This is a genomic window from Arthrobacter sp. TMS2-4, from assembly GCF_054511075.1.
The window spans coordinates 241,408-256,244 of record NZ_JBTNDI010000003.1; the positions used below are offsets into that span (position 1 = coordinate 241,408).

A 14,837-nucleotide genomic window follows, 5' to 3' on the forward strand; every position below is an offset into this window, starting at 1 on the left:
GGCTCCCGCTCGTTTGAACTGGTAGAAGCTATTGCGCGGTGGGCGCGCAGGGAAGCCCGCCGCGGTGCACCGGAGAGGGGTTCATGGACGCCGTCGCCCTGATGGGTAGCCTGGCCGCCTGTGCCGTCATGGTCGGCGCGGTGACTCTGACCGCATGGCGGGTCGACGCCGTCTCCAGGGACGGCGGCGACGCGGACGACTCCTTCTGGCTCGCCTTCGGTGGGGCTGTAGTCGTCGCCGGGGCGGGCGTCGTCGCCGGAGCCCTCGGAGCGGCGTGGCTGGCGCTCGCGGTGGGCGTCACCTCTTCCACTGCCGCCGTCGTCTGGACCTGGCGACGCCACGAGCTGCGGCGCCGCCGCGCGGAGGAATCGTCGCGCGCGGCGGTGCGGGAAGACCTGCAGGGCCGTCACGACCATGTGCTGCGGCGCTGGGCGGACTACGACGTCGATCCTGGCAAGGCCATCCACTATCCGGGCATGCACGAGCCCGGCAACCCTGCCCTGCGTCCCGTGGTGCGGGCCGTCCGTGCGGCCGGGTCGGCACGTGACGCCGTCGCATCGAACCCGGAGGACGAGGCCGGGTCGGTGAGGTACGCGGTTGCGGTGGCGCGGCTCGAGCAGGCGTTCGACGCGGCGGAGCAGGACCTCGGCGCCCTCGAGGCGCCTCGCCACGGACGGCATCGGGCGACCCCGGGCCGACCCTGAATCGTTACCTCCGCGCCGGTGCACGGACGCGTTCCGCCGCTAGGATCAAGTTACCCGAGCGAACAGCCTGGGGTAGGACGCGGCAGAAGGGCGGCGTCCGTTGCCCGGTCCGAGGAGGGAAGCGATGCGACTCCTGGCCCGCTGTGCCACCGGTCTGGTGGCCGTCTCACTGCTCGTGGCACCCGCGCCCCTCGCTGTCGCGAAGTCGGCGGACGACACACGCTCCGTGCTCTCCGTCAGCCAGGCCGCGCAGCAGGAGGTCCGCTTCGCGACCTACAACGCGAGCCTGAACAGGTCCTCGACCGGCGGGCTGGTGCGGGATCTGGCGACGCCGGGCAACGCGCAGGCGAGGGCGGTCGCCGAGGTCCTGCAGATCAACCGCCCCGACGTGGTACTCCTCAACGAGTTCGACTACGTCCCCGGAGGCCGGGCTGCCGACCTGTTCAACCAGAACTACCTGTCGGTCGGTCAGAACGGCAAGGCCCCGCTCGACTACCCCTACGTGTACACCGCGCCGTCGAACACCGGTGCCCCCAGCGGGTACGACCTCGACAACGACGGCTTCGTGGGCGGCGCGGACGATGCCCTGGGTTTCGGCGAGTTCGAGGGCCAGTACGGCATGGTCGTCTACTCCAGGTACCCGATCCTCACGGAGTCGGTGCGGACTTTCCAGAACTTCCTGTGGAAGGACATGCCCGGTGCGCTCCTTCCCGACAATCCGGCCACGGCCACCCCTGACGACTGGTACTCCGCGAGTGAGCTCCAGGTCCTCCCGCTGTCCAGCAAATCCCACTGGGACGTGCCGGTGAGCGTGGGCGGGAAGACCGTCCACGTCCTGGCCAGCCACCCCACGCCTCCCGTCTTCGACGGCGTGGAGGACCGCAACGGCAGGCGCAACAGCGACGAGATCCGTTTCTGGTCCGACTACGTCACCGGAGGCCGCGATGCCTCCTACATCTACGACGATGTCGGCACGGGCGGAGGATTGCAGCGCGGCGAACGCTTCGTCGTGATGGGGGACCTGAACAGCGACCCGATCGACGGCGACTCGATCGGCGGATCGATCGATCAGCTCCTGGGCAACAAGAGGGTGCAGGACCCACTGCCCTCGTCGGCCGGAGCCACGGAGGCATCGGCGTTCCAGGGCGGGGCCAATGCCGACCAGCGGAGTGACCCCCGATTCGACACCGCGGATTTCGAGGACCTCGATGTCGGCAACATCCGGGCCGATTACGTCCTCCCGTCCCGCACGCTGCGGGTCGCAGGGTCAGGGGTGTTCTGGCCGAGGGCCGGCACGCCCGGCTCGGAGCTGACCGGGATCTTCCCGTTTCCGACGAGCGATCACCGTCTGGTCTTCGTCGACGTCGCACTGCACGTCAGCCGCGAGCGCTAGGCCGCCGGACCCGCTCCACCCCTTGTTCCGCCGCTCCGGGCGGGTGTACGGTCATGGGCATGAGGACACTTCTTTTCCAGTAGGTGAGCCGGCCCCTGCCGAGCTCCACGCCACTTGTCGATGACACCCTCCAAGTGCGCCCTCTGACTATGTCCGGTCCTCCCAGCGCCGATGCCGCGGTTCCCGCATCCTGCGTGCTGGCCCGTCCAGTCGTGGTCCGTGGGCGTGATACCTGAAAGGAACACCATGACCACCACGCCCCGTAACCAACAGCCCCAGGACGACGCGTCGGCGACGAACGCCGGCGGCACCCCCGCGGGGGGCGCCCCGAAACTACAGGACGATCCCCGGGCGCAGCTCGCCCTGGCGAAGAAGAACCACGCAGCCAGTCCCACCGCCGCGACCGGTGCCGGCCATGCCAAGGCCGCGCACGAGAGCAGCAAGCAGGGGAAGAAGGAGAAGAAGGTCCGCTGGTGAAAGCCCTGCGGACGGCCCGGGCCGTGGGCACGGGGATTGCCGCTTAATTGGAGCTGGCTCCGGGTTCTGCGTATGGGGGAATCGCAGAACTCGGAGCCAGCGATCTCAGTATACTTCGACGGTAGACAGGAAAGTCCAATCGAAAGGTGATGATGGCCGTCACAGCGAAAGCGTTCCAGCTGTGGCGTTCCCGAATCGCACCCGAAGAAACCGTGACCGACCTCTGCCGGGTCGCAGGCATCAAGCGATCCACCCTCGCCCAGCAGCTCGTCCGGGGCAAGGTCTCCGTGTCGACCATCGTGGCCATCGCCCGGGCCTACGGGCTGCCGCCCGCGGAGGCACTCGCCGAGTTCGAGGGCTACGGCGATCTGCCCGACGGCATCCGGGCGCCGACCGACGCCGAACTCGTCAGCCAGGTCTCACACATCGACATCCTCCGCCTGCTCGTGGCCCGCAGTGAGGACAGGGAGTGCGCGGGGACGGACCTGCAACTGAACCTCGCGCCCTTCCCCCACCGGAGTTCCGTGCGGGCCTGGATCGAGGCGATCGACCCGGGTGACCTCCGCCAGCACTTGGCGGCCAGCACGGGCGTCGCCCGCCAGAATCTGTCCGCGCAGCTCACGGCGGGACGGCTCGCACCCGAGATCGCCGTCCAGGCCGCCAGGATCGCCGGTGTCTCCCTCACGAGCGGGCTCGTGGTCACCGGGCTGCTCACCCCGCAGGAGGGAGGGTGGCCGGAGGACGGGCGCGCCCGGGCCCTCTGTGCCCTGAGCGATCTCGATCTCGTCTTCCTCGCCCGCGACCGCCTCGACGTCCTCGGCAAGCAGCTTCGGCGGGCAGAGCTCGACGACGGCAAGGACCGCGCCATGTGGGAGAACCTCGGATGAACACGACGATGATCCAGTGGGCTGCACTCGGCCTCTGCGCGGTCGGAACCGCAGTCCGGGTCCCGGGCCTGCGCGAGGGCCGGGGGCGCACCATGTTCGTGGCGCTGCTGCTCCTCACAATCGCCGTCGGCCTGTCCATCGACCCGATCTACCTGGCGGTCGACGGCGCCCTCGGCGGGGTCAACGTCGCGAACCTCATGCTGCGCATGGCCCTCTACGCCGTCTTCCTGCTCCTCGGGATCCGGACGGCGGCGGCTTTCGGGTCCGCCCGCGCCCGGCGCCTGATCGTCGGCCCCGTCGGCCTGTTCATCGTGGCCCTGACGGTATCGGCGACGCTCTACTTCTTCGTGTCCAGCGAGCTCGGGGGAAGTTCGACCGGGCTGCGGGCCTACGAGGACCAGGGCACGGTGCAGCAGTACGCTGCCGTCGGCCGGCTGTACCCGGGCTATGTGGCCGCGTGCCTCGTCCTTCCTGCGGCGCTGTCGGCCTTCGACCGGCAGGCACGGACGATTCACCGCATCGCGTGCGCCCTCATAGCCTGCGGCTTCACGCTGGTGGTGGTGTTCGTGCTGCTGAGGCTGACGTCCCTGGACCTGATGCACTGGGACATCGTCCTGCCGTTCTCGGCCATCCTGCTGACCGTCCTGGGTCTCTGCCTGATCTGGGCGAGCCGCGCCGTCGGCAGGAAGGGCCGCTCCTCCGCGAACAGGCTGGCCTGATCGGCGCGACGGTTCCCGGAAACCTGCACTCCGTGCTGGAAACGTGACACGAATATGTCCTGCTGCTGTTCACGAATCCATGACGATGTGTCAAAATTATGATTATGTAACTGCCGCTTTCCGTGGGGGGTCAGCGGATCGTTACCCGGCAGGCAGGGTGCCCATCAGAACGGATGGACCCACCTGCGTGTCCTTGCTGGGGACGCAAGAAAGGGCACCACCCGCCACGTATGTACGGCGGATGGTGCCCTTTGTGGTGGTGCGGTCTACGCGGCGTCGTGGTCCGTCTCGATGATGCGGGCCAGGGCCTCCAGCGCGTCCTCCGCACCGTCGCCCTCGGCGCGGAGAACGACGACGTCGCCGTGCGAGGCCCCGAGGCTCATGAGCGAGAGGATGCTCGACGCGTCCATGGCCTCCTCGACGGGCTCGCCGTCCATGGCGATGGTCACCTCGAGGGGGAGCTCGCCCGCCGCCTCTGCGAAGATCGATGCCGGGCGGGCGTGCAGCCCGACGCGACTGGCGACGGTTGCCTTGCGTTCTGCCATGATGTGCTCCTTTTTCGTGAACAGGTCCAGGTACAGCCAAGCCGACCGGTGATCAGGCTGCAACCGGCTCGGCTGCAGGGGTCTGCGTCTTGCGGGTCGCGTAGCGCTTGAGGGCGATCACGGCGAGGGCCGAGATGACCATCCCGACCACGATCGCGAGCAGGAACATCGCGAAATTCCCGATCGCGAAGAAGACGAAGAAGCCGCCGTGCGGAGCCTGCGAGGTGACGCCGGTGCCCATGATGATCGCGCCGGTGGCCGCGGCACCCAGCAGCGATGCCGGGATGACGCGCAGCGGGTCGGCGGCGGCGAACGGGATGGCGCCCTCGGAGATGAAGCTCGCGCCCAGCAGCCAGGCGGCCTTGCCGTTCTCCCGTTCCGGTGCGGTGAAGCGGTTGCGGTCGATCAGCGTGGCCAGGGCCATGGCCAGCGGCGGGACCATGCCGGCGGCCATGACGGCCGCCATGATCTGCAGGGGTGCGGTGTTGTCGATCGACGCGGCTCCGAGTCCGGCGACGGCGAAGGAATAGGCGACCTTGTTGACGGGGCCGCCCAGGTCGATGGCCATCATGAGTCCGAGGATCACGCCGAGGCCGACGGCGGCCGTGCCGGTCAGGCTGGACAGCCAGTCGTTGAGGCCCGCGGTGAGCGCGGCGATCGGTCCGCCGAGCAGGAGGAACATCAGGCCCGACGCCACGATGGACGCCACGAGCGGGATGATGACCACCGGCATGAGGCTCCGCAGCCAGCGAGGCACCGACAGGCGCCCGATCATCATGGCGGTGTACCCGGCGAGCAGGCCACCGACGATCCCGCCGAGGAAGCCTGCGCCCATGAACCCGGCCACGGCGCCTGCCACGAAGCCGGGGGCGATACCCGGGCGGTCCGCGAGGGCGTACGCGATGTAGCCGGCAAGCGCCGGGACGAGGAAACCGAGCGACAGCTGGCCGATCTTGAAGGCCACGGCCCCGAGGTACTCGCCGAGCCCGCCGGCCGGCAGGTTGGCGAGGCTGTTCTCGAGGACCACCGCGTCCGCGGTCTCGGTGATCAGGTACCCGCCCAGGAGGAAGCCGAGCGCGATCAGCAGACCGCCGCCGGCGACGAACGGGATCATGTAGCTGACCCCGGTGAGCAGTGCGCGCTTGAGCGTGCTGCCGATGCTGTCCCGGCCGCCGTCGTCGTCCGCCTGCTGGTCGCCGGCAGTACCGGCGACGCGCCGTGCGTTCGGGTTGCCGGCCGCGGCGAGGGCTTCCTCCACCATCTCGCCCGGTTCGTCGATGCCGCGTTTGACGGGCGAACTGATGACGGGGAGCCCGGCGAAGCGCTGCTTGTCGCGGACGTCGACGTCGACGGCGAAGATGACGGCGTCGGCGGCAGCGATGACCGCGGGATCCAGCGGTGTGGCGCCGGAGGAGCCCTGGGTCTCGACCTGGAGGTCCACCCCGCGCTCCTTGGCCGCCGCGACCAGGGAATCGGCGGCCATGTACGTGTGGGCGATGCCGGTGGGGCAGGCGGTCACGGCGACGAGGCGCCGGGTGCGGGTGTCGGTGGCCCGCTGATGGTCGACGGCGGGACCCGTGGTGTCGGTCCCGGCGGGCGAGGTGCCGAGCGAGGCCGCGGCCTCGCTGGTGCGCGAGCCGGCGGCGGACCCGGCAGCAGCGCCCGCGGAATGGGCTCCGGCGGCCGGGGCAGCCGGAGCGTCACCGAGGCCGAGGGCACCGTTGACGAGGGCGACGACGTCGGCCGGCGACTGCGCGGCGCGCAGCGAGGCGGTGAAGTCCTTCTTGATCAGTGACCGGGCGAGCTTGGAGAGCAACTTCAGGTGTTCCTGGTCCGCCCCGTCGGGTGCGGCGATGAAGAACACGAGGTCAGCCGGGCCGTCCTTGGCCCCGAAGTCCACGGGCGGGGACAGGCGCGCCATGACGAGTGTCGCCTCCGAGACGGCCGAGGACCGGCAGTGCGGGATGGCGATGCCGCCGGGGATGCCGGTGGCGGTCTTCTCCTCCCGGGCGAGGGCATCGGCGTACAGGCCATCGACCTCCGTGGAGCGACCCTGGGCAGCGACCCGCTCCGCGAGATGACGGATCACCGAGGGCCGGTCGGCCCCCAGGTCCTGGTCCAGAGCGACGAGCTCCGGCGTGATGATGTCGGACATCAGAATTCCTCCTGTAGGGGCCCTGCGACGGACCCGATTGCGCTTGGTTCGGTCACGGACGGCGTGACCTTCAGGGGTGTGACCGCGACGACCGCCGGCGTGGTCTGGTCGAGCGATGGGACGGTGGAACCGGGAAGGGCAGCGGCCGCCGATCCGTGGGCGACGGCCTGGCGCAAGCAGTTCTCCGGAGGTTCTCCCGCAGAGTGCGCCAGCAGGTACCCGGCCAGTGCTGAGTCGCCCGCACCGACCGTGGAACGCGCCGTGACGGGCGGATGCACGGCGTGCCACGCTCCCGCGTCCGTCACGAGCAGGGCGCCCCTGGAGCCAAGGGTCGCCAGTACCGCGCCCACCCCCGCGGTGATGAGCACCGCGCAGGCCCTCGCGGCCAGTTCATGGTCCTGCTCCAACTCGTCCCCCGTGCCGATGCCGGTGAGCTCGCTGAGCTCCTCGGCGTTGGGCTTCAGCAGGTCCGGCGCCGGTATGCCGGCCGCGGCCTCGACGAGGGGTTCGCCGCTGGAATCGATCGCGACGAGGGGCGCAGCCGCCCCGTAGGCCTTCCGCACCGCCGCCGTCACCGTCGTGTAGAAGGTGGACGGGACCCCGGGCGGCAGGGAGCCGGCGAGGACCAGCCAGTCCGCGCCGTCGCACTCCGCGACCACGATGGCGAGGAGGTCCTCGAGGCGGGCCGGCGAGATCTCGGGACCGGGCTCGTTGATCTTCGTCGTCGTGCCGTCCGGCTCGGTGACCGCCGTGTTGATGCGGAGCCCCGCGCCGATCGGCAGGTTGCGGAACGGGAGGGAGATGCCGCGCAGGCCCGTGAGGACCGCGTCGTCGTCGTCGCCCGGCAGGACCGCCAGGGTGGGGACACCGGACATCGCGAGGGCGCGGCTGACATTGACGCCCTTGCCGCCCGCCTCCTGCACCACGTGGACGGCGCGCTGGACTGCTCCGCGCATGAGGGGGGCGGTCAGCTCGACGGTGCGGTCGATGCTCGGATTCGCGGTGAGGGTCACGATCACGCGACGATCACCTCCACGTCGGCGTCGGCGAGGGCGTCCGCGAGGGGTCCGCGGGGTGCGCGGTCGGTGATAAGGGCATCGATGTCCTCCAGGTAGGCAAAGCTGGTCAGGGTCTCCTCGTCGAACTTCGACGAGTCCGCCAGGAGCACCACGCGCCGGGCGGAGCGGACGATGGCGGTCTTCACGGCCGCCTCGTCGACGTCGGGCGTGCTGAGGCCGAAGCCGGCCGCGAGCCCGTTGGCGCCGATGAAGGCGACATCCGCACGAAGGCGGGAGAAGTGGGTCACGGTGCTGCTGCCGACGGCGGCGCTCGTCAGTGCCCGGACCCTGCCGCCCACGAGTTCCACGCTCAGTCCGGCACCCGAGACCAGGGCCGCGATCGGGACGGAGTGGGTCACCACGGCCAGGCCCGGGCGGCCCTCCTCGACGAGGAGGTCGGCAAGCGCGCCGGTGGTACTGCCCGCATCGAGCACGACAGCGCCGGTCTGGGGGGTGAACGCGAGAGCGGCCTGTGCGATGCGCCTCTTCTCGGGGGATCGCTGTGCCGATCGGCTGGTCAGGCTCGGCTCGTTCGTCGTCGCGCCGCTTCCGGCGATGGCGCCTCCATGGACGCGCCGCAGGACGCCGTCGTTCTCGAGGAGCGCGAGGTCCCTCCTGACGGTCTCCTTGGTGATCCCGAAGCGCGAGGAGAGCCCCGCGACGGTGACCCGCCCGTCGGCGGAGACCAGGCTGCTGATCTGGCGGTACCGCTCTTCCGCGAACATGGGCGTCCTGTCGTCGTCGGTCGAAGCCGAACTCGTGTGGCTTTGTCTTTGTTTGAGTGACTCTATCTTTGGTTAGGTGTGACGTCAAGCACTTTTTGCGGACCTGGTCAGCCAAACGTGCATATCCGGGGGCGGACGCAGACGAAGACCGGGACATGGTCCCGGTCTTCGTCTGTCTGGCTGTGAGCTACAGTCCCGCGTCGCGCGTCTCGTTGCGCGTGATGGTCTCGCCCGTGTTCGGATCGACGACGCTTCGCGACTCCGAGATGCGGTTCTGCCTGCGGGGCGCCGCAAGGACGAGGGAGGCGATGAGGCCGATCAGCCCCACCGCCATGAGGATGTAGCCCACCAGGGTGATGTCGACGAAACTGATCTCGGCCTGAATGGCAAAAGCAAGAATTGCACCGAGTGCAATGAGGAAGATCGATGAACCGATTCGCATTGTAAATACTCCTTCAGGGAGGCGGCGGGAGTTTCGAAAGAATTCACCCAGCGGTTTTGCTTCCTGCGCCACCCACTCCCAGGACGGCCCGCTTCGCGTCATCCTACGGCGCGGTGGGGCGGCGGTACCGTAAGCCCGCCCCCGCCCCTGTCGCGTCCGCATAACAATTCGGAAAAGTTCGCCCGTGCCGTGCGCGACAGGGATATCGTGATAAGAGGTTCCACGCTAAGCAGGCTGATGAAGTACACTCAAGGTGAGTTGCACTCCGGTGCATCGAACTATCAGGTAGTGCCCTCCCCTCGGGCAGGGCACTGAATATCACTCAAGGAGCATCATTATGGGAATTATTGGTTGGCTCATCCTGGGCCTTATCGCCGGCGCAATCGCCAAGCTGATCCTCCCGGGTCGTCAGGGTGGCGGCTGGATCATCACGCTCGTCCTCGGCGTCGTCGGCGCCCTGCTGGGCGGCTTCATCGGTAGCGCCATCTTCGGCGTCGGTGTCGACAGCTTCTTCAGCCTCTCCACCTGGCTGCTGGCCATCGGCGGCGCGCTGATCGTGCTCGTCATCTACGGCGCCGTCACCGGCCGCAAGGGCTCGCGCGTCTAGTCGGAAGTACCGGCTGCACCGTGGGGGAGCAGTCGAGGAGAAGGCGCCACCGGCTCCCGGTGGCGCCTTCTTCCTTTTGTCCGTACCGCCGCCGGCGCTCTGCGCCGGCAGCGGAACCCCGCCGCGGCGGCAGACGCCCCACCTAAAATTGCCAGCAGGACACCGATCACCGCCGGAAGGACCACGATGTTTGGCCGTAACAAGGAGAACCCAGCCGTGAAGGCTGCGAACGGGACGCTGTTCGACAAGGACGGCAACCCGAAACCCGCCATCCTCCGGGGCATCGAACGGGCGCTGGACGTCCAGCGCCCCCTGATCATCGCCAACATCGACCGGCTCCGACGCCGCCACCCGGAGGCGTCTCCCGCCGAACTGACTCTCCTGCTCGAACGCGACTACCTGCGGGCCACGACGGTCGCCGGCGCCGCTGTCGGCGCCACCGCGGCCGTTCCCGCCGTCGGAACACTCGCCGCGCTCGGTCTGTCCGGCGCCGCGACGATCGGGTTCCTCGAGGCCACCGCGCTCTATGCCGAATCGGTGGCGGAGCTGCACGGCGTCAGTACGGCGGACCCCGAGCGCTCGCGCGCCATGGTGATGGCCATCCTCATGGGAGAGGAGGGCACCGCGCTCATCCGTTCCATCCTCGGCTCGTCCGCCGGGCAGGGCGCGCCCCAGTACTGGGGCCAGCTGGTCAACAAGTCCGCCTCGCCGTCACTGGTCAAGACCCTCACCGGGTCCATCCAGCGGCGGTTCCTGAAGAAGTTCCTCGCCAAGCAGGGCGGCTTCATGCTGGGGCGCGCCCTCCCGTTCGGGGTGGGCGCCGTCATCGGCGGAAGCGGCAACCACCTCATGGGCAAGTCGGTCATCCGCACCACGAGGGAGGCCTTCGGCCCGCTTCCGCAGACCATCCCGGGCGAGCTCGCCGACGTCCTGCGACTCCCCGAACCGGGCGCGCGGAAGAAGCGCGCCTAACCGAAGATCGCGTGGGCGACGGAGAAGATCAGGAGGCCGGCCAGCGAGCCGACCACGGTGCCGTTGATGCGGATGAACTGCAGGTCCTTGCCGACCTGCAGCTCGATCTTCCGTGAGGTCTCCTCCGCGTCCCAGCGGCCCACCGTCTCGGAGATGACGCCGGCGATCTCGCTGCGGTAGGTGCGCACCGCGTAGGACGCACCGTCGGCGATCCACAGGTTCACCCGGTGGGCGAGGTCGGGGTCGTTCGTCAACCGCGAGCCGAAGTCCCGGATGGCCGCCTTGAACTTCGAGGTCAGCTCGCTGTCCGGGTCATTGACGGCCTCGAGCAGGGCGTTCTTGATGGTCGACCAGGTGCGCGCGGTGAGGTCACGGACCCGCGGGTCGTCGAGCAGCTGCCCCTTGATCTCCTCGGCCTTGGCGATCGTCTCCGGCTTGTGCTGCAGGTCCCGCGCGAGGTCCCTGAGGTACTTGTCGATGGCGATCCGTACGTCGTGCTGCTGGTCGTCCTGGATGGCGCGGATGAACTTGGACAGTTCCGCGTGGACCCGATCCCCGACGACGCCGTCGACGAGGCGGGGGACCCAGGTGGGGGACCGCTGGGCGACGACCCTGGTCACGACGGCGTAGTTGCCGTCCACCCAGTCGGCGGCCCGGTCCACGAGCAGGTCCACGAGCCGGTGGTGGTGCCCGTCTGCGAAGACGCGCTCGGCGATGCTGCCGATCGGCGGTCCCCAGGGCGGATCCAGCAGGTGCTTCCGGACCATGGATTCGATCACGGACTGTACGGCGTCGTCGTTCAGCACCGTGAACATGCCGCGGATCAGCGCCGCTCCCTCTGCTGCCACCCGGTCGGCGCTCTCCGGCTTCTCCAGCCACGCGCCGGACTTCTGGGCGATGCGCGCCGAGTCCAGCTTGGCCCGGACCACGTCCTCGGAGAGGAAGTTCTCCTCTACGAACTGGCCCAGCGATTCACCGATCTGGTCCTTCTTGCGCGGGATGATCGCGGTGTGCGGGATGTTGAGACCCATCGGGTGCTTGAACAGGGCGGTGACGGCGAACCAGTCCGCGAGCGCGCCGACCATGCCGCCCTCCGCCGCCGCACGGACGTACTGGAGCCAGGGATAGGTGTCCTGCAGCGCGAACGCCACCACGAAGATCACCGCCATGAGGGCCAGCAGCCCGGTCGCGAGGATCTTCATGCGGCGGAGGGCTGCTGCCCGGTCCGCGTCGGTATCGGTCATCTGCGCGTTCACCCTCCCGAGTCTATCGAGGGAGGCCTCCTGCCCGCCGCGGGACCGGGTGCCCGTGGTGTGCCCCGATCGGCCGTCGCGTACCGTAAGGGGACATCAATCACCACGTGAGGGGATGCCCCGTGCCTCCTGTGATCTTCGCCCATCGCGGCAGCAGCGGTATCTACGCCGAGCACACCCGCGCCGCCTACCTGCAGGCCCTCGCGGACGGTGCCGACGGCGTCGAGTGCGATGTGCACCTGACCCGGGACGAACAGCTCGTGTGCATCCATGACACCACCGTGGACCGCACCACCAATGGGACCGGCCGGGTGGCGGACCACACGCTGGAGGAGCTGCGGGGGCTCGACGTCTGTTCCTGGAAGGGCGCGGGCATCCCGGCCGAGTACGGCAGTGCGTCCGAGCAGTTCCTCACCCTCGCGGACCTGATCCTGCTGCTGCGCCGGGCGGGGCGCCCGGTCCGGCTGGCCATCGAGCTGAAGCACCCGAGCCCCTCCGGCCTGCGGCTCGAGGACGCGGTGATCGCCTTCCTCATGGACGAGGGGTGGGATCCGGAGTCGTCGATGCTCGGCAGCATCGAGGTGAGTTTCATGAGCTTCAACCCCGACTCGATGCGGCAGCTCGCCGAATCGGCGCCCGCCCACGTGCTGTGCCAGCTGGTGTCGGACATGAAGCCGCGGGAGGTGCGTGACGCGCTGCGCTTCGGGCCACTCACCGAGGGGGCGCTGATCACCGTCATGCGCCGCGCGCTGAAGGAGGGCGAGCAGCTCGTGAACCATCATCAGGTGGGGATGGTGGGGCCGGGTATGCGGTACACCCGCACCCACCGCGGACGCGTGCGCCGCTGGATTCGGGACGGCGTGCGGGTGCGGGTCTGGACCGTGAACTCGGTCAAGGACGCGCGGTATCTCGCGGAGCTTGGGGTGCAGGAGATCACGACGGACTATCCGGCACGCATGCGGGAAGCCTTCACGGGAAAGAACGGCTGATCGGGCGGTCGCGCCGGGCATGTGATTGAGTTGCAGGATGCAATCCCCGATCGAGGACTACGCGCTCCTGTCCGACCTGCACACCGGTGCCCTCGTCTCCCGGAGGGGCAGCGTGGACTGGCTCAGCTTCCCCCGGTTCGACTCCGAGTCGGTGTTCTCCGCGATGCTCGGCACGCCGCAGCACGGCCGATGGCTCCTGGAACCGGAGGCGGACGCCGACGTGGTGGAGCGGAGTTACATCGATTCCACCTTCGTCCTCCAGACCCGTTGGAGAACCAGCGAGGGGGAGGTACTGGTCACCGAATTCATGCCGGTCACGGACCGCCGCGCCAACGTGGTGCGACGGATCCAGGGGCTCCGCGGCACCGTCACCATGCGGCAGGAGCTGCAGATCCGGTTCGGCTACGGCAGCATCATGCCGTGGGTCACGCAGGGAACACACGACGGCGGCCCCGCACTCCTCGCAATCGCGGGCCCCGACGCGTTGCTTCTCCGGGGGCCGCGGCTGAAGGCCACGGATCGTCGCCACCAGGGCACGTTCACGGTGGCCGAAGGCGACGTCGTCGACCTGGAACTCGTGTGGTACCCCTCGCACCGCGACGAACCGCACCCCCTGGACATCGACGAGGCACTCGACAGCACCATCAGCTACTGGCGCGCCTGGGGTGCCAGCTGCAAGATCGAGGGCGAGCACTCCGACGCCGTCCGGCGCTCACTGCTCGTGCTGCGGGCCCTCACGCACGAGGACACCGGCGGGATCGTCGCCGCTCCGACGACGTCCCTGCCCGAACAGTTCGGCGGCTCCCGCAACTGGGACTACCGCTTCTGCTGGCTCCGCGACGCCGCCCTGACCCTCGAGGCCATGATGACCCATGGCTTCTCCGAGGAGGCGCTGGAATGGCGCAACTGGCTGCTGCGGGCGGTCGCCGGCGATCCCGCCGACCTGCAGATCATGTACGGGCTGGCCGGGGAGCGGCAACTGCCCGAACGCGAACTCGACCACCTGCCCGGCTATGCCGACTCGACGCCCGTGCGCGTGGGCAACGGCGCCGTCGACCAGTACCAGGCGGACGTCGTGGGCGAGGTCATGGTGGCGCTCGAGAAGCTGCGGGTCCACGGCGTCACCGAGGACAACTTCTCGTGGCCCCTCCAGCGGGCCCTCCTGGCGTTCGCCGAGAACCACCTCCACGACAAGGACCACGGGATCTGGGAGATGCGCGGAGAGCCCCAGCACTTCACCCACTCGCGCGTGATGATGTGGGCGGCGTTCGATTGCGCGGTACGCGCCGTCCGGGACCACGGACTGCCCGGCCACCAGCAGCGCTGGACGGAGATCCGCGACAGCCTGCGCGAGGAGATCCTGGAGCACGGCTTCAACGCCGGCCTCGGGTCCTTCACCCAGGTGTACGGGGGGACCGAGGTGGATGCCTCCCTGCTCCAGCTGCCGCACGTCGGCTTCCTCGACTACGACGACCCCCTGATGCTGCGCACCGTGGAGCGGATCGAAGCCGATCTCCTGGACGACCACGGGCTGCTGCTGCGGTACCGCACCGACAACGCGGACGACGGCCTCGAACCCGGGGAGCACCCGTTCCTCGCATGCTCGTTCTGGCTCGTCGAGCAGTACGCACACAGCGGAAGGACCGACGAGGCCGCCCGGCTCATGGATCAGCTCGTGGGCTACTCGAACGAACTCGGCCTGCTGGCCGAGGAGTACGACCCCGTCCACGAACGCATGGCGGGCAACTTCCCGCAGGCGTTCTCGCACCTCGCCCTGGTCCGCGCCGCGGACGCGCTGCAGGTCGCGAACGGGACGGCCGACCCCTACGAGGCGGTCGCCCAGGACTAGGTGCACTGGGCAGGACGACGGCGGGAGCCCGACTACCAGCAGCCGGGCTCCCGCCGTCGTCC

Annotated in this window: 15 protein-coding genes; 9 read left to right on the top strand and 6 right to left on the bottom strand. The window is 69.2% G+C overall.

What is annotated here, in order from left to right:
- Nucleotides 1-83: 83 nt before the first annotated feature.
- The 5 genes from ACX80F_RS06670 (at nucleotide 84) to ACX80F_RS06690 (ending at nucleotide 4,180) form a co-directional block, all read left to right on the top strand.
- Nucleotides 84-704, top strand: coding sequence for a hypothetical protein (locus ACX80F_RS06670; protein ID WP_459335594.1), 621 nt, complete (start codon nucleotides 84-86; stop codon nucleotides 702-704).
- Nucleotides 705-828: 124 nt separating this feature from the next.
- A complete protein-coding gene (locus ACX80F_RS06675) occupies nucleotides 829-2,097 on the top strand; it encodes an endonuclease/exonuclease/phosphatase family protein (RefSeq protein WP_459335595.1) in 1,269 nt (422 codons plus the stop codon).
- Between the two features lie 246 nt (nucleotides 2,098-2,343).
- Nucleotides 2,344-2,574 (top strand): hypothetical protein, encoded by a 231-nt coding sequence (locus ACX80F_RS06680; protein WP_459335596.1) that lies wholly within the window; start codon nucleotides 2,344-2,346, stop codon nucleotides 2,572-2,574.
- Nucleotides 2,575-2,786: 212 nt separating this feature from the next.
- Nucleotides 2,787-3,461 carry a helix-turn-helix domain-containing protein gene (locus ACX80F_RS06685; RefSeq protein ID WP_459335597.1) on the top strand — a complete coding sequence of 225 codons (675 nt, stop codon included), beginning with the start codon at nucleotides 2,787-2,789 and terminating at the stop codon, nucleotides 3,459-3,461.
- The gene (locus ACX80F_RS06690; protein ID WP_459335598.1) at nucleotides 3,458-4,180 is read left to right on the top strand and encodes a hypothetical protein; all 723 of its coding nucleotides are present in this window, start codon (nucleotides 3,458-3,460) and stop codon (nucleotides 4,178-4,180) included. Before ACX80F_RS06685 ends, ACX80F_RS06690 begins: the two co-directional genes overlap by 4 nt.
- Nucleotides 4,181-4,446: 266 nt before the next feature.
- Here ACX80F_RS06690 and ACX80F_RS06695 read toward each other — a convergent pair whose 3' ends face one another.
- The 5 genes from ACX80F_RS06695 to ACX80F_RS06715 all read right to left on the bottom strand — a co-directional run bounded on the left by ACX80F_RS06695 (nucleotide 4,447) and on the right by ACX80F_RS06715 (nucleotide 9,105).
- A complete protein-coding gene (locus ACX80F_RS06695; RefSeq protein WP_459335599.1) occupies nucleotides 4,447-4,725 on the bottom strand; it encodes an HPr family phosphocarrier protein in 279 nt (92 codons plus the stop codon).
- A gap of 52 nt (nucleotides 4,726-4,777) precedes the next feature.
- Nucleotides 4,778-6,880, bottom strand: coding sequence for a PTS fructose transporter subunit IIABC (locus ACX80F_RS06700; RefSeq protein WP_459335600.1), 2,103 nt, complete (start codon nucleotides 6,878-6,880; stop codon nucleotides 4,778-4,780).
- Nucleotides 6,880-7,899, bottom strand: coding sequence for a 1-phosphofructokinase family hexose kinase (locus ACX80F_RS06705; protein WP_459335601.1), 1,020 nt, complete (start codon nucleotides 7,897-7,899; stop codon nucleotides 6,880-6,882). The genes ACX80F_RS06700 and ACX80F_RS06705 overlap by 1 nt, the downstream gene beginning before the upstream one ends.
- The gene (locus ACX80F_RS06710) at nucleotides 7,896-8,663 is read right to left on the bottom strand and encodes a DeoR/GlpR family DNA-binding transcription regulator (protein ID WP_459335602.1); all 768 of its coding nucleotides are present in this window, start codon (nucleotides 8,661-8,663) and stop codon (nucleotides 7,896-7,898) included. Before ACX80F_RS06710 ends, ACX80F_RS06705 begins: the two co-directional genes overlap by 4 nt.
- A 187-nt stretch (nucleotides 8,664-8,850) precedes the next feature.
- On the bottom strand, nucleotides 8,851-9,105 hold the full coding sequence (locus ACX80F_RS06715; RefSeq protein ID WP_459335603.1) for a DUF6458 family protein: 255 nt from the start codon (nucleotides 9,103-9,105) through the stop codon (nucleotides 8,851-8,853).
- 337 nt (nucleotides 9,106-9,442) lie between these two features.
- On the opposite strand from ACX80F_RS06715, the gene ACX80F_RS06720 reads away from it, so the two are divergent.
- Complete coding sequence (locus ACX80F_RS06720) at nucleotides 9,443-9,712, top strand: GlsB/YeaQ/YmgE family stress response membrane protein (RefSeq protein WP_459335604.1); 270 nt, start codon at nucleotides 9,443-9,445, stop codon at nucleotides 9,710-9,712.
- Between the two features lie 216 nt (nucleotides 9,713-9,928).
- Nucleotides 9,929-10,684 (top strand): hypothetical protein, encoded by a 756-nt coding sequence (locus tag ACX80F_RS06725; protein WP_459335605.1) that lies wholly within the window; start codon nucleotides 9,929-9,931, stop codon nucleotides 10,682-10,684.
- Here the strand turns inward: ACX80F_RS06725 and ACX80F_RS06730 are convergent.
- Complete coding sequence (locus tag ACX80F_RS06730) at nucleotides 10,681-11,928, bottom strand: DUF445 domain-containing protein (RefSeq protein WP_459335664.1); 1,248 nt, start codon at nucleotides 11,926-11,928, stop codon at nucleotides 10,681-10,683. The genes ACX80F_RS06725 and ACX80F_RS06730 overlap by 4 nt on opposite strands.
- Nucleotides 11,929-12,059: 131 nt before the next feature.
- On the opposite strand from ACX80F_RS06730, the gene ACX80F_RS06735 reads away from it, so the two are divergent.
- Together ACX80F_RS06735 and ACX80F_RS06740 are read left to right on the top strand one after the other, a co-directional pair.
- Nucleotides 12,060-12,926 carry a glycerophosphodiester phosphodiesterase gene (locus tag ACX80F_RS06735; protein ID WP_459335606.1) on the top strand — a complete coding sequence of 289 codons (867 nt, stop codon included), beginning with the start codon at nucleotides 12,060-12,062 and terminating at the stop codon, nucleotides 12,924-12,926.
- A 37-nt stretch (nucleotides 12,927-12,963) separates the two neighbouring features.
- A complete protein-coding gene (locus ACX80F_RS06740; protein ID WP_459335607.1) occupies nucleotides 12,964-14,775 on the top strand; it encodes a glycoside hydrolase family 15 protein in 1,812 nt (603 codons plus the stop codon).
- Nucleotides 14,776-14,837: the final 62 nt, after the last annotated feature.

What these genes read in the sequence shown, in the direction of transcription:
- ACX80F_RS06670 (WP_459335594.1), top strand. Translation starts at nt 84, where the DNA reads ATGGACGCCGTCGCCCTGATGGGTAGCCTGGCCGCCTGTGCCGTCATG.
- ACX80F_RS06675 (WP_459335595.1), top strand. Translation starts at nt 829, where the DNA reads ATGCGACTCCTGGCCCGCTGTGCCACCGGTCTGGTGGCCGTCTCACTG.
- ACX80F_RS06680 (WP_459335596.1), top strand. Translation starts at nt 2,344, where the DNA reads ATGACCACCACGCCCCGTAACCAACAGCCCCAGGACGACGCGTCGGCG.
- ACX80F_RS06690 (WP_459335598.1), top strand. Translation starts at nt 3,458, where the DNA reads ATGAACACGACGATGATCCAGTGGGCTGCACTCGGCCTCTGCGCGGTC.
- ACX80F_RS06695 (WP_459335599.1), bottom strand. Translation starts at nt 4,725, where the DNA reads ATGGCAGAACGCAAGGCAACCGTCGCCAGTCGCGTCGGGCTGCACGCC.
- ACX80F_RS06700 (WP_459335600.1), bottom strand. Translation starts at nt 6,880, where the DNA reads ATGTCCGACATCATCACGCCGGAGCTCGTCGCTCTGGACCAGGACCTG.
- ACX80F_RS06710 (WP_459335602.1), bottom strand. Translation starts at nt 8,663, where the DNA reads ATGTTCGCGGAAGAGCGGTACCGCCAGATCAGCAGCCTGGTCTCCGCC.
- ACX80F_RS06715 (WP_459335603.1), bottom strand. Translation starts at nt 9,105, where the DNA reads ATGCGAATCGGTTCATCGATCTTCCTCATTGCACTCGGTGCAATTCTT.
- ACX80F_RS06720 (WP_459335604.1), top strand. Translation starts at nt 9,443, where the DNA reads ATGGGAATTATTGGTTGGCTCATCCTGGGCCTTATCGCCGGCGCAATC.
- ACX80F_RS06730 (WP_459335664.1), bottom strand. Translation starts at nt 11,928, where the DNA reads ATGACCGATACCGACGCGGACCGGGCAGCAGCCCTCCGCCGCATGAAG.
- ACX80F_RS06740 (WP_459335607.1), top strand. Translation starts at nt 12,964, where the DNA reads ATGCAATCCCCGATCGAGGACTACGCGCTCCTGTCCGACCTGCACACC.